We start from the raw sequence: 14,223 nt of genomic DNA, 5'->3' as shown, positions 1-14,223 counted from the left end.
ATAATAATAAACTCTATGCGAATCCATCTTCCCTCTGTGAGTGCGAGTCTGATGGCCTGCCTCCTGATGAGTCCGTCCGCGATAGCGAACTCTCAATTAACTGATAACACGCCAAAATTAACGGCATTATCCCACGCAACCCTGATACTCGCCCCTGGCGAGACCAAACAGGATGCTACCCTATTAATTGAAGATAATAAGATTAAGGCCATTATCTCCAATGACAAAATACCCGAGGATGCCTATGTCATCGATATGGCAGGCAAGCTTATTTATCCCGGCTTTATCGATCCCTATACCAATTACGGTATCGACTTTAAATATGATCAGCAGAAAGTCACACGTCCGGTTTATGAAATTAAGCGCATAGGCGGCAATGCCGAGAATGGTGCCATTCACGCAGAGAAAGAGTGGTTTAACTATATATATCCCGACCAGGAAGCGGCGAAGCAATGGATAGATAATGGGTTTACCAGCGTACAAACCGGTATGTTGGATGGGATATTTAGAGGCCGGGCTACAACCCTCTCGCTGGCGCCTTTAAAAACCAATGACATCATTTATCGCGCAAAAACCAGCCATCTACTCGCCTTCGATAAAGGCAGTTCGATTCAAGATTATCCCAACTCCTTGATGGGCAGTATCGCCCTTATTCGGCAAACCCTGGCCGAGACCAACTGGTATCGAGCCAATATTGATAAAGCCGACTCGGCCACCCAAGAGAAAAACATAGAGTTTAATATCGCACTAGAGCGTCTGGGTGATATAAACAAAAACACGGCGATATTTGAAACCAAGAATTTAAATAGCTTACTTCGCGCCGCTCACTTATTAAACGAGTTTGAATTGTCGGCGAGCCTGGTCGGCAGCGGCCGAGAATATGCGCGCATCGATGAAGTGAAAGCCACCGGCTTTAGCATTATTGCGCCTCTCAATTTTCCTGCAGCGCCTAATATTAAAGATGGCGATAAAGAAAGAGAGATAAGCCTGGCTCAACTTCGTCACTGGGAGCGCGCGCCGAGTAATCCCCACGCACTGGAAAGCGCCGGTATTCCCTTTGCCTTTACCCAACATGGCATCAAGGCCGACGCCTTCTGGCCCAGACTCAGACAGGCGGTCAAACAGGGACTGAGTAGAGAGACGGCACTGGCGGCACTTACGACAGAGGCGGCTGAGATTGCCGGCATCTCAGCCTTTAGCGGCAAGCTGAAACCCGGCTTCATGGCGGATCTTGTGGTGACAGATGGCGATATCTTTTCACAAGGTAAGATAGTCAGCGTCTGGCTACAGGGCAGCGAGACCCAAAAGGTGCCCCGCGACAGACACTGGTTACACCAAGGCTATCAGCTGACCCTAGGCGAACTCACCTTAGATCTCGACCTTATTGATGGCGATAAGCTAAAGGGCACCCTGGCCAGCGGAGAGCAGGAGATAAGCCTAAGCGATCTTAAGTATGCCAAGGAGCGTCTCACCTTCAACGCCGATCTCGGCGAGGCGGGTTACCCTGGCATCAGCCGCTTCACCCTCTGGTTCGATGCCCAGGGCATTCACGGTAGAATGCTAGACAGTGGCAATCGTCAACATCCCATAGCAGGTGTGATGATGGCCAGAGACCCCATTGATGGCAGTAGTGAGAGTGATGAGCAGAAAGCCACCGAGGCCCCAGAACTTATCTCTAAGCTGACCAGCCCCAATACTGGCTATGGCCTAACCACGCAGCCCAAGGCGGAGCGTTTGCATATTCAAAACGCCACCCTGTGGACCTCGAGCGAGCAAGGGGTGCTGGAAGGCTATGATCTGCTTATCCGTGATGGCCGTATCGAGAAGATTGGTCAGTCCCTTAAGACCCCGTCTGGCTACCAAACCCTGGACGCCACGGGTAAACACCTGAGCGCCGGCATCATAGACGAGCACTCCCACATCGCCCTTAACGGCGGCATCAACGAAGATACCGACGCCGTCACCGCCGAGGTACGCATCGGCGATGTGATCAACCCTGACGATATCGCCATCTACCGCGCCCTTGCGGGTGGGGTGACCACGGCGCAGATCCTCCATGGCAGCGCCAACCCCATAGGCGGTCAGGCCCAGGTGATCCAGATGCGCTGGGGCGAGAGCGCCGAGGCGATGAAACTCAAGCAGGCGCCAGCCAGCATCAAGTTTGCCCTGGGAGAAAACGTCAAGCAGGCCAACTGGGGCGACAACTTCAACCGTCGCTTCCCCCAGAGCCGTATAGGGGTGAAGTCACTGTTTGAGGAAGCCTTCAACGAGGCCCTGGCCTATGAGAAGGCCAAGGCCGACTACAAACGTCTGCGTAGCAGCCAACAGCGCAAGCAGGTGGCGCCTAAGCCGAACTATCGCCTGGCGGCTGTGGCCGAGGTGCTACAAGGAGAACGTCAGGTACACATTCACTCCTATGTGCAATCTGAGATCTTGATGTTCCTGCGTCTCGCCGAGGCCTATAACTTCAAGGTAGGCACCTTCACCCATATTCTGGAAGGCTACAAGGTGGCCGACGAGATGGCCAAACATGGCACCTACGCCTCCACCTTCTCCGACTGGTGGGCCTATAAATTCGAGGTCTATGATGCCATTCCGCAAAACACCTGCCTGATGCACAACAAGGGGGTGCTCACCAGCATCAACTCGGACGACTATGAGATGCAGCGACGCCTTAATCAGGAGGCGGCCAAATCTATGATGTATTGCGACATGTCGCCAACTGATGCCTGGAACATGGTCACCATCAACCCAGCCAAACAGCTGGGGATCGACCAGCTGACCGGCTCGCTGGAGGAAGGCAAACAGGCCGACCTGGTGCTCTGGAGCGACTCCCCCCTCTCTGTCTACGCCAAGGTGGAGAACACCTGGGTGGAGGGACGCCGCTACTTCGACCGCCAGCAGGATAAACAGATGCAACATGAGGTCGAGCTGGAGCGCGCCGCACTGATCCAGGCGGTGTTGACCCAGGATAAACCCGAGATCCCCGGCGAAACGCCAGAAGAGAAGAGCGAACCCCAGTGGCATTGCGACACCCATTTCAACGCCTGGGGCACAGCCCTGAGCGAGCATAAAGCCATGAGCGAGCATAAAGCCCACAGCCAGAACCGCGTCCACAGCAAACTACACAAGGAGGCCATCTAATGAAGCAGACACTCTTTGCCCTTAGCCTGGGCCTCATCTCATGTGCAACGCTTGCCCACGACATGGTGCCCGCCAGCCCCCAGAGCCAGCCGATATTGATCCACAACGCCAGGGTGCACACCGTTCTTAACGGCGTACTCGATGCCACCGATGTATTGTTCGACAAGGGTAAGATAGTCGCCATAGGTCAGCAGTTACCCCAAGCCGATGCCAAGGTGATCGATGCCACAGGGCAAGAGCTCTACCCAGGGCTTATCGCGCTGGACACCTCTATCGGCATAGTCGAGGTGGAGATGATGCGCGCCAGCAACGACGCCTTCGAGGTGGGTGAAAGCAACCCACAACTGCTTGCCGTTAGCGCCTTTAACCCCGACTCTGAGTTGATCCCAACCATCAGGGTCAACGGTATCACCCATGCCCAGGTGGTACCCCAGGGTGATGCCCTGGCCGGTCAATCCTCTCTGGTCTCTCTCGACAGCTGGACCATAGAAGATGCCCTGGTAAGTACCGCGCCCCAGTTCCATCTCTACTGGCCCGCCATTCGTTATCTCTCCAAAGATAAAGAGGTCGCCGCCAAGCAGCTCAAGGCGCGGGGTGAACAGATGACCCGATTAGCCGAACAGCTCGAAGATGGCTATCGCTACTATCTGGCGGACAAGGCTGGAACGGTCCAGAAACTGGATAATCGCTGGCAGGCGGCGCTGCCCCTGTATCAGGGCAAGGCGAGCCTGTTTATCCACGCCAATCGCAGCGAGGAGATAGAGCGCGCCATCGCCATGACCCGCCCCTATGGCTTCAAGCTGGTGTTTGTCGGCGGCTATGACGCCTGGCGCCTGGCGGAGCAACTGGGTGAGATCGGCGCATCTGTGATCTACAACCGTACCCTCAGCCTGCCAATGCGCAAGGATGAGCCGGTGGAGATGAGCTTTAAGATCCCAGCCCTGCTGAAACAGGCGGGCGTCCCCTTCGCCATCGGCTTTAGCGGCGACTGGAACGCTCGTAACCTGCCCTTTGCGGCCGGTCAGGCGGCGGCCTATGGCCTGAGTAAGGAAGAGGCGCTTAAGAGCATCACCCTAGATGCTGCCAAGATCTTAGGCGTGGATGATATGGGCGCCATCGCCGTGGGCTACCGCGCCAACCTAGTGCTCTCCAAGGGCGACATTCTCGACCCCGCCACGAGCAAGATAGACGCTGTGTTTATCGACGGTCGCCAAATAGATCTCAATAATCGCCAACAACAACTTTATCAAAAGTACCTAAAGCGTTAGACTTTTGCTTCTAAACGACTCAAAACTGGCCGGTTATTGGCCAGTTTTGAGCTCTCTTCCTAATACAGGCCCAAATCATGACTAATTCCGACCTGACGACTGCTCTGAAAACGGCTCCTAAGTCTGTCCTGCTGCTCTCTGCCCTGCTGCTCGGCGGCTGTGCGGGCGAATACACCTTCAACAGCAATTTAGATGGTCAGGCCATCGACGACTACTTCAAGGCCGGTGATGTCCAGCTGTTTCAAGAGACTCAACCAAAGGGTCCATATGAACTCAAGGGAATGGTCGAAGGTGAGTCTTGTCAGGAGCGCGCCCAGGATGTGCCGGCATCCATCGGCGAGGCCCGCACCATGGCCCGCCGCGCCGCCGCAGATAAAGGCGCCAACGGGCTGATCATCAAGCGCTGCGCCCTCATCGAGGAGCCGAGCAAGGCCTGTGTTAGCCAAGCCCTGTGTGTCGGTCAGGCCATATTGTTGCCCACCACAGAAAAGTAGTTTTAGCGCCCTTCGCAATAGCGTGAACATAAGTCTTTACCATGACACTCAAGCGTGAAATTGAGGCGGTGGCTATCTGCCGCACTCCCTATAAGCAGAAATTTGGTATTCCCAGACAGCCGGGGCTGGTCACCGCCGCCCGCGGCTTCGTCGAGCTGCAGCCTCCCTATAACCATATCGATACCGTCCGCGGCCTGTCTCAGTACTCGCACATCTGGCTGCTGTTTACCTTCCATGAAAACCTGAGCCAAGGCTGGAAGACCACGGTCAGACCGCCGCGCCTGGGCGGCAACGAGAAGCTGGGAGTATTTGCCACCCGCTCTACCTTTCGCCCCAACGGCATAGGCCAGTCTGTGGTTAGGCTGCACGCCATCCACCAGCGTAAGGGCAAGGTGGAGCTCGAGATCTCCGCGATGGATCTGCTGGACGGCACGCCGATCCTGGATATCAAGCCTTACATCCCCTTCTCCGATGCCATCGAGGGAGCCATCGGCGGCATCGCCCATGAGGCACCAGTGCTGATCGATGTGCGCTTTAGCGATGCGGTACTGGGTCAGCTAGACAAGCTTTCCAAGGACAAGTACCCCAACCTCAAGGCCATTATCGAAGGGGTGCTGGCGCAGGATCCCCGCCCAGCCTACAAGAAGGCCAAGGAAGATCCTAAGCATTATCAGGTTGCCCTCTATGATCTGGATATCCTCTGGCATGTGGATGAGACAGGCATCTTAGTCGATGCGGTGCGCCCGGTGCAGCCCGACGCCCATAGGGAAGCAGATTAATCATGCAAACCCCATTAGCTAACCAGGTGGACTACCGTGAGCAACATAAGCAGCGCCTGGCCTACATGCCCTGGCTCTACTTCTCCTTGAAGCCCAAACATCTCGTCTGGGCCAAGCCCTGGCAGGATGAGGTGCAGCAAGCGCTGATGAGGGTAGAAACCGTGAGCATAGGTAAGGAGTGCTTTATCGCGCCCCAGGCGAAACTGTTTGCCGAACCGGGCCGGGATATCCTCATAGGTGATCGCTGCATGATCGCCGCCGACAGCTTTCTGCACGGCCCCATCGTCATGGGTAACGAGGTGGCTATCAATCATGGCTGCTCCCTGGACGGCGGGCGCGGCAAGATAGTGATTGGCGATCAGACCCGCATCGCCAACAATGTCACCATCTACGCCTTCAACCACGGCATGCACCCGGACACGCCTATCTATCAGCAGAGCAGTCAGTCGAAGGGGATCGTCATAGGCAGAGATGTGTGGATCGGCGCCCAGGCGGGCATAGTCGATGGGGTGACCATAGGTGACTGCGCCGTGATCGGCATGGGCTGTATCGTCACCAAAGACGTGCCCGACTACGCCATCGTCGCCGGTAACCCGGCGCGTATCATAGGTGACAGGCGCGATAAGAAATAAACCGCCGCACTATTTAGTCGCGCCATCACCGTGGATCAGCTTACCGGTACCATGAAAAATCACGTTGACCACCCCGCCCGCTAAATCCTTATCTTCGACTCGATTATCTGGATTATTGGGCCGCGACTCGGCGCTTTTCTTAACCCCATCGTAAAATGCTTGATCGAGGGATTTATTACTGGCGCAACCGCTCATGAGCCCTAGGCTGACACTTGCTATCAGCATGATTATTGTGGCCTTCATCGTCTTTTCCTTTCCCCAGGTTACTCTCATCGTTATTCCTTGAATCCGCTAGCATTCATAGCGCCAATCAATGGCACACCTACATTTACCAATAGCTTAAAGCTAAAGCAGATTTTTTAACAAGCAAACAAACTTAACAGATCTTAGCCGCGCCATCGCTCCCCTCTTGCATCACCCTTTCTGATGCACATATGATGATTATACCAATCGTTTGCCATTACTAAGGCGGCGAGCACCAGATAATAAAACAAACATCACAAAAGGAAGTCGTCTGTGAATACCCCACGCCTCTTGGGCTTACTCGGCCTGTTGCTGCTACCGGCCGCCAGTGCCGCCCCCTTCGTCTTTGACCAAGCCAGCTACCGGCAAGATGTTCAAACCCTCGCCAGCGACCAATTTGAGGGTCGAGGCCCGCTCTCCAAGGGGGAAACCCTCACGGTGGAATACCTTGAAAATGCGTTCAAGCAGATGGGGCTCGCACCGGGCTTTGGCGACAGTTACCGCCAGAGCGTGCCCATGGCCAAGATCACCGCCGATCAGAATATGCAGCTGAGCGTTGGCGATCTGGTGTTTAACAACGGCAGCGACTTTACCGCCCGCACCGAGCAGATCCAGCCAACCATCAAGCTGGATAACAGCGACATCGTCTTCGTCGGCTACGGCATCAATGCCCCGGAATATGGCTGGAACGACTACGCGGGTATCGATGTGAAAGGCAAGACGGTGATCCTCATGGTCAACGACCCGGGCTTTGCCACCCAAGACCCACAAGTATTCAAGGGCAACGCCATGACCTACTATGGCCGCTGGACCTACAAGTATGAAGAGGCCGCAAGACAGGGTGCCAAGGCGGTCTTTATCGTCCATGAAACGGCCCCGGCCGCCTATGGCTGGAACGTGGTGCAAAACAGCAACACCAATACCAAGTACACCCTGGTCGATAAGCAGAAGAATCGCTCGCATATCGGGGTCATGGGTTGGATCCAACATGAGGTGGCGCAGAAGATCTTTGCCGCCGCCGGGCTCGACTATGACAAGCTCAAGCTCACCGCCGCCAAACCGGGCTTTAAGTCGCGCTCGCTAGATCTCAAGGCCAGGCTCGAGGTGAAAAATACTATTGAGCTGGCCACCTCTTACAACGTCGCCGGTCTCCTACCAGGCAAGCAGCGTCCTGACGAGTGGCTGGTGATGCACGCCCACTGGGATCACCTGGGCAAGACAGTGCACGAAGACCAGACCCGCATCTACAACGGCGCGGTAGACAACGCCTCAGGCGTGGCTGGCGTGCTGCAGCTGGCGCGTAACTTCAAGACGCTAAGCGCCACCCAACCGCCTGCGCGCTCCATGCTGTTTAGCGCCTTCACCGCCGAAGAGACAGGCCTTATCGGCGCGCAATATTTTGCCGAGAACCCGCCTGTGCCTACCAAGCAGCTGGTCGCCTTCCTCAACATAGATGGCATGAATGTCGGTAAAGGCGTCGACTACATACTGCGTTATGGCGAAGGGGTGTCAGAGCTGGAACACTATCTGGACGACGCCGCCAAGGCGCAGGGACGTTGGGTCAAGGCCGATCCCAGACCACAGAATGGCCTGATGTTCCGCTCGGATCACTTCGCCCTGGCCAAGCAAGGAGTGCCCGGCCTGATGTTTATGAGTCTGGGAGATACCGACCCTGACTATATCGCCCACAAGTATCATCAGGGCGCCGATGATTATGATCCAAGTTGGACCCTCGGTGGCGTCGAGCAAGATTTGGCGCTCATCAGCGATATTCTAGAGAAGCTAGCCAACAATGACGACTGGCCAAAGTGGCTCGAGGCGTCAGATTTTAAGACCCGCCGCGCCCAGGACGGCCGCTAGCCATAGCCATGATACTTACCGACAAAAGGAGGCCAAGGCCTCCTTTTTCATATTGTTTTTATTGAATAAAATCCCATCTTCACCTTTCTAACTATCCCCCGCGGCCAACTTAGTTCTTTAGTCTATAAACGCCATTCTTTGCTTGTGAGAAACCTCACACTTTGAGTAGTGTGTCTTCAGACCGCTAACGACACACTCTATGCACGGAGGCTCTATGTCTGCTGTAACGACATTTGCTACTGAGAACCAACTTCCCCTTCAACTGAGCCAATTTAACGGCGACACCAGCACACCACTGATCGAACAGACCATAGGCGATTATCTGGATCAGATGGCGGCCACCCATCCCGACCAGCTGGCCATCGTCATGCATCATCAAGGGATCCGCTGGAGCTATCAGGAATATCAGTCCCATATCGACGAACTGGCCGCCGGCTTGCTGGCCATAGGCATCAAGCCAGGGGACCGTGTCGGCATCTGGTCACCCAACAATATCGAGTGGTGTCTGACCCAGTTTGCCACCGCCAAGATAGGCGCCATCATGGTGTGCATCAACCCGGCCTATCGCCCGGAGGAGCTGCAATACGCCCTCAACAACGTGGGCTGCCGAGCCATCATCTGCGCCGAGAAATTTAAGTCCAGCCACTACCTCTCCATGCTCAACGAGCTGGCCCCCGAACTCGGGCACTGCCTGCCGGGACAACTGCAATCGGCCAACCTGCCGAGCCTGGAGTTTGTGATCCGCATGGGCGATGAAGCCTCGCCCGGCATGCTCAACTTCGACCATATCAAGCGTCCGCTCACCGAGAGCGACCGCAAGGCGCTCAAAGACACCGCCGCCCAGCTCTCCCCCTTCGATGCCATCAATATCCAATTTACCTCGGGTACTACAGGCAGCCCCAAGGGCGCGACCCTGAGCCACCACAACATCTTGAACAACGGCCTATTGGTTGCCAAGGCGATGCGCCTTGGACTGGAAGACAGACTCTGTATTCCCGTGCCCCTGTACCACTGTTTCGGCATGGTATTGGGTAACCTCTCTTGTATCTCGGTGGGCGCCTCGGCTATCTACCCAGGCGACTCCTTCGATCCACTCACCACACTTGAGGTGGTACAGGCCGAGCGCTGCACCGCCTTACATGGGGTGCCGACCATGTTTATCGCCCAGCTGGAGCACCCCGAATTTAAACGCTTCGATCTCAGCTCGCTGCGCACCGGCGTGATGGCAGGGGCCACCTGCCCCGAAGAGGTAATGCGCAGGGTGCAAGATCTCATGTACATGAAAGAGGTGCTGATAGGCTATGGCCAGACGGAGTGCAGCCCCATCAACAACATGACCGAGATTGGCTCGTCACTGGAAAAGCGCGTCACCACGGTCGGCCGCGCCCTGGCCCACACCCAGGTGAAGATCGTCGATGAGTTCGGCGAGGTGCTGCCGGTGGGTCAACCCGGAGAGGTGTGCAGCCGCGGCTACTGCGTGATGCAATTCTACTGGAACGACGCCGAGAAGACCGCCGCCACCATAGATGGCGAAGGCTGGTTACACTCAGGCGATCTGGGTGAGATGGACAGCGAAGGCTATGTGAAAATCGTCGGTCGCATCAAGGATATGATCATCCGCGGCGGCGAGAACATCTATCCGAGAGAGATCGAAGAGAAGCTCTACACCCACCCCGACGTACAGGATGCGGCCATCTTCGGCGTGAAGAGCGAGAAATATGGTGAAGAGGTATGCGCCTGGATCAAGGTGCAACCGGGCGCCAGCGTGACCGAGGAGGAGATACGTCACTTCCTCACCGAGAAATTTGCCTACTTTAAGGTCCCGAGATACATCAAGTTCGTCGAGCAGTATCCGATGACTGTGACGGGTAAGATACAGAAATTCAAGATGCGCGAGATGATGTATCAGGAGCTGTATGAGGCAATTAACTGCAACTAGCGATCCCAGCTAGCCCTTCGCCAGCCAATTCCCTAAATAGGCTGGCATTTTTTTGCCCGGCATCTGGTGCCTAGCATCAATTTAAAAGGCTGATATCAGAGACTCAGCAGCTGGGCACCCACCTTCTCAACCCGCTTCTCGTTGCGGCTGATCACATAGCCCTGGTCGATATAGTCGTCGATACACTGTTGATACTTGCCGTCTGACAGCCTGTCGCCAAAGCCAAGCCCGGTCCAATTCACCTCGCACTGCACCGTCTCCCCCTTGTCGTTGCTCAGGGTCGCTTTCTGATAGGTGGTCTCTAGCTTAGGCACCACAACCAAGGCGCCTAGAGTCAGTCCGATGACGATAATAAATTTTGCTTTCATAGCTATCCTTAAATAACTGCCTTTAAAATAACTGTCCTTAATGACATAAGACCAGAGCATGCATATCCCGGCGCCCATTGGCCGAGAGCCAGGCTCACGCTAGCTGTATCCTGACATCACGGGCACCGGCGCTCAGGCCAAGCTCCATCAGGCAGCGCTCCTCGATCTCAGACAGGCCGCCCTCACACATGGCCATAGGTTGGATGACGAGTGTTGGCCGCTTAAACAGCCCGAAGCAACCCTGCTGCTTTAATCCCGCTTTCAGGCACTGCTCGGCAGGGGAAAAATTACCCACCAGCAGGCGCCGGGTGGTAAAAGGTGCTTGGGGTGAAAACGTTTGCTGCTGCGAGCCATGGCTCACCACGATACGGTCGGGATAAATTTGCGCGATCACTTCCATGTTTTTCTCTACCTTGTTATCTGGCCTTTTATCTCACGTTTCATCGACCTACTTAGCTAACTTAGTTTTGCCGATAGATCTTGCCGATAGCCAGCCTCGAAAAGCCCAATACTTTACGCAATTTATCCATATTGATCACTAGTTGGCCGAAAAAAATCTGCCACGGCGCCAGGCCAACAAACTAGGTGACATCAAACGTCAGGGTGCTAAAATGTCGACCTATTTCATCACACAACTGGATATTGGGAATGCGAGTTAGCAAGTACCTGCTTTCAACACAAAAAGAGACCCCAGCAAACGCTGAGGTGGTCAGTCATCAATTAATGCTGCGCGCCGGCATGATACGCCGTAACGCTTCTGGCCTATACAGCTGGTTGCCGTCAGGCTTACGTGTGCTGCGCAAAGTCGAAGCGATCGTTCGCGAAGAGATGAACAATGCAGGTGCTGTTGAGATCTTGATGCCCATGGTGCAACCGGCGGACCTTTGGGTTGAAACCGGCCGTTGGGAGAAATTTGGCCCCGAGCTACTGCGTTTCCAAGACAGACATAACCGCGACTTCGTACTGGGCCCAACCCACGAAGAGGTGATCACCGACATCATTCGTAAAGAGGTCAGCTCTTACAAGCAGCTGCCGCTGAACCTGTATCAGATCCAGACCAAGTTCCGCGACGAGGTACGTCCCCGTTTCGGCGTGATGCGTTCACGCGAGTTCCTGATGAAAGATGCCTACTCTTTCCATCTGGATCAGCAGACCATGGATGATACCTATCAGGCCATGTACACAGCCTACAGCAACATCTTAGGCCGTATGGGCCTGGCTTTCCGCCCGGTATTGGCCGACACAGGTTCTATCGGTGGCAGCATGTCACACGAGTTCCACGTGCTGGCCAACAGCGGTGAAGACCTGATCGCCTACTCGACCGAAAGTGACTACGCCGCCAACATCGAGAAGGCCGAGGCGCCAATGCCTACCGAGCCTCGTGGCGCCGCCACCATGGAAATGAGCGTTATCGACACACCAAACGCCAAGACCATCGAAGAGTTGGTTGAGCAGCACGGTATCGCTATCGAGAAGACGGTCAAGACCATTATCGTTAAGGGCGCCAGCGAAGAGGCACCTCTGGTGGCCGTCATCGTCCGTGGCGACCATGAACTGAACGAAGTCAAAGTCGAGAAGCTCGACGCTGTGGCGGCACCATTTGAGATGGCCGGTGAAGCCGAGATCCGCGCCGCCTTAGGTGCAGGCCCAGGCTCACTCGGCCCTGTGGGCATGACCATCCCTGTCTATGTGGATCACAGCGTCAACGTCATGAGCGACTTCGCCGCCGGTGCCAACCAAGACGGTAAGCACTATGTCGGCATCAACTGGGAGCGCGACCTGCCACAGGCAGAGGTTGCCGATCTGCGTAACGTCATCGAAGGTGAGCCTAGCCCATGTGGCAAGGGCACTATCGGCCTGCTACGCGGTATCGAAGTGGGTCACATCTTCCAGCTCGGCACCAACTACTCAAAGGCCATGGGCGCTAGCGTACTGGACGAGAACGGTAAGGCACAGACCCTGCTGATGGGTTGTTACGGTGTCGGTGTGAGCCGTATCGTGGCCGCCGCCATCGAGCAGAACCACGACGATCGCGGCATCATCTGGCCAGACGCCATCGCCCCGTTCAAGGTAGGCATCCTGCCGATGAACATGCACAAGTCACATCGCATTAAAGATATGGCCGAGAAGCTATACAGCGATCTTAACGATGCCGGCATCGAAGTCCTGTTCGATGATCGTAAAGAGCGTCCAGGCGTGATGTTTGCCGACATGGAGCTGATTGGTCTGCCACACGTCATCGTGATTGGCGAGCGCAACATAGACAACGGTGTATTCGAATACAAGAACCGTCGCACCGGTGAGAAACAAGAGATCCCATTCGAGCAGATGGTCGACTTCATCAAGTCCGCCAAGTAATACGCTTACAGAACTCGAATATAAAACGCCCGGCATATGCCGGGCTTTTTTATTGCCCTTCTAAGGGCTTATATGTGGTATGTGGTATGTGGTATGTGCTATCTGACCAATTATACCGCCTGCTGCGTCATTAAAAATGCGGCGCGAGCCTCGAGATACTGCTTGCTGGGCTGGGCCCATTGCGACTTAGGCAGAGGTTGAGACCACTCTGCTACCGCATCAGGCCAGGGGCTTAGCACGGCGAGGCGCAAATACCAGGCTGAAACTGAGTAAGGTAGCTGCCACCAAGTCAGCAGATGAAACAGATAATAGCCGCCCATAGTCAACCAGGACTCGCTGTAATCGCGCAGATTAATATGCAGCCAGCGCTTATTGGGATTGGACTTGAAGCGCTGCCATAGCTCACGACGTCTGCGGCGAAAGCCCTGGCTATCGGGTAAGGGGTCTACCCTTAGCCAATTCTCCTTTGGCTCCTCCATGAAGCGGCGGATCGCCTCCCAATTTTCCAGAGAAAAGTTCACTACCATGTAGCCCTCCCCCTGATAGAAATTATGCAGCAACCCGTCGTGCGCCTGATACTCCGCCAGGCGCAGGCTGTGATCTTCCATCTTTATCGGTCGGCCAATGGCCGTGGCACCCAGTGCCGTGCCGCCATGAACATAGGCCACCACAGACTCCCAGGGCACGAAACGCGGCGCGCCACTGACAGCATCTCGATAGCAGAGCTCGCGCCGCTGACGATTAAAACGTATCGTTGGCCGCCGTCGTCGGCGAATCACTTGCCAGCCAAACCCCAACAGGGCCGCCAGCATTACAATCGATAATAGTGCCAGGGTTAGCATGAACGCCAAGCTGTCCAACTCACCCTCTTGCATGCCCGCCGCGATAAAAATCGCGCCGAAGAGATACAAGATAAAAATGACGAAGCGCGTCTGAAAGGCAAGATCTCTGTCGGCCTTACCCTGGCCGAGATCCAGTGTCACCTCATCGTGTTGCAGAATCAGCTCAGGGGGGAGCAAGGGGTCATCTGGGAGTGACATCACGGGCAGCGGCGCAAGAAAATAAACCGGTCGACCGTTTAGCATCAGGCTATCGCCGGCGCGCGGCGCAGATTCGAGGGGAATACTCATAGACTAAA

General features: G+C 55.4%; 12 protein-coding genes. 8 read left to right on the top strand and 4 right to left on the bottom strand.

The features are described 5' to 3' along the window. Positions 1-15: 15 nt before the first annotated feature. From GNT65_RS06465 to GNT65_RS06445, 5 genes are all read left to right on the top strand, one after another. Positions 16-3,144: an amidohydrolase family protein gene (locus GNT65_RS06465; protein ID WP_160794510.1), complete on the top strand. Its 3,129-nt coding sequence runs from the start codon at positions 16-18 to the stop codon at positions 3,142-3,144. After that, on the top strand, positions 3,144-4,412 hold the full coding sequence (locus GNT65_RS06460) for an amidohydrolase family protein (protein WP_160794508.1): 1,269 nt from the start codon (positions 3,144-3,146) through the stop codon (positions 4,410-4,412). The genes GNT65_RS06465 and GNT65_RS06460 overlap by 1 nt, the downstream gene beginning before the upstream one ends. Positions 4,413-4,489: 77 nt before the next feature. Then, positions 4,490-4,906, top strand: coding sequence for an Rcs stress response system protein RcsF (gene rcsF / locus GNT65_RS06455; protein ID WP_160794506.1), 417 nt, complete (start codon positions 4,490-4,492; stop codon positions 4,904-4,906). Between the two features lie 41 nt (positions 4,907-4,947). After that, a complete protein-coding gene (gene tsaA / locus GNT65_RS06450; protein ID WP_160794504.1) occupies positions 4,948-5,685 on the top strand; it encodes a tRNA (N6-threonylcarbamoyladenosine(37)-N6)-methyltransferase TrmO in 738 nt (245 codons plus the stop codon). Positions 5,686-5,687: 2 nt separating this feature from the next. Continuing rightward, the gene (locus GNT65_RS06445) at positions 5,688-6,317 is read left to right on the top strand and encodes an acyltransferase (protein WP_160794502.1); all 630 of its coding nucleotides are present in this window, start codon (positions 5,688-5,690) and stop codon (positions 6,315-6,317) included. 9 nt (positions 6,318-6,326) lie between these two features. Here GNT65_RS06445 and GNT65_RS06440 read toward each other — a convergent pair whose 3' ends face one another. Next, entirely contained in the window at positions 6,327-6,560 is a 234-nt protein-coding gene (locus GNT65_RS06440) for a hypothetical protein (protein ID WP_160794500.1), read from the bottom strand. Between the two features lie 273 nt (positions 6,561-6,833). Between GNT65_RS06440 and GNT65_RS06435 the strand changes: the two genes are divergently transcribed. Continuing rightward, positions 6,834-8,420, top strand: a complete 1,587-nt coding sequence (locus GNT65_RS06435) for a M28 family metallopeptidase (protein WP_160794498.1) — start codon at positions 6,834-6,836, stop codon at positions 8,418-8,420. A gap of 214 nt (positions 8,421-8,634) precedes the next feature. Next, positions 8,635-10,359: an AMP-binding protein gene (locus GNT65_RS06430; protein ID WP_041509312.1), complete on the top strand. Its 1,725-nt coding sequence runs from the start codon at positions 8,635-8,637 to the stop codon at positions 10,357-10,359. Positions 10,360-10,454: 95 nt separating this feature from the next. Here the strand turns inward: GNT65_RS06430 and GNT65_RS06425 are convergent, their stop codons facing one another. Beyond that, the gene (locus tag GNT65_RS06425) at positions 10,455-10,727 is read right to left on the bottom strand and encodes a hypothetical protein (RefSeq protein ID WP_160794496.1); all 273 of its coding nucleotides are present in this window, start codon (positions 10,725-10,727) and stop codon (positions 10,455-10,457) included. Between the two features lie 94 nt (positions 10,728-10,821). Then, a complete protein-coding gene (locus GNT65_RS06420) occupies positions 10,822-11,127 on the bottom strand; it encodes a hypothetical protein (protein ID WP_160794494.1) in 306 nt (101 codons plus the stop codon). A gap of 248 nt (positions 11,128-11,375) precedes the next feature. On the opposite strand from GNT65_RS06420, the gene GNT65_RS06415 reads away from it, so the two are divergent. Then, positions 11,376-13,085 carry a proline--tRNA ligase gene (locus GNT65_RS06415; protein ID WP_160794492.1) on the top strand — a complete coding sequence of 570 codons (1,710 nt, stop codon included), beginning with the start codon at positions 11,376-11,378 and terminating at the stop codon, positions 13,083-13,085. Between the two features lie 110 nt (positions 13,086-13,195). Here the strand turns inward: GNT65_RS06415 and GNT65_RS06410 are convergent, their stop codons facing one another. After that, positions 13,196-14,215 carry a hypothetical protein gene (locus GNT65_RS06410; protein ID WP_160794490.1) on the bottom strand — a complete coding sequence of 340 codons (1,020 nt, stop codon included), beginning with the start codon at positions 14,213-14,215 and terminating at the stop codon, positions 13,196-13,198. Between the last annotated feature and the right edge of the window lie 8 nt (positions 14,216-14,223).

It is taken from the genome of Shewanella insulae (assembly GCF_009831655.1).
Classification (GTDB): domain Bacteria; phylum Pseudomonadota; class Gammaproteobacteria; order Enterobacterales; family Shewanellaceae; genus Shewanella; species Shewanella insulae.
The sequence above is the reverse complement of the archived record's forward strand: the minus strand, read 5'-3'. Positions and strand labels throughout refer to the sequence as shown.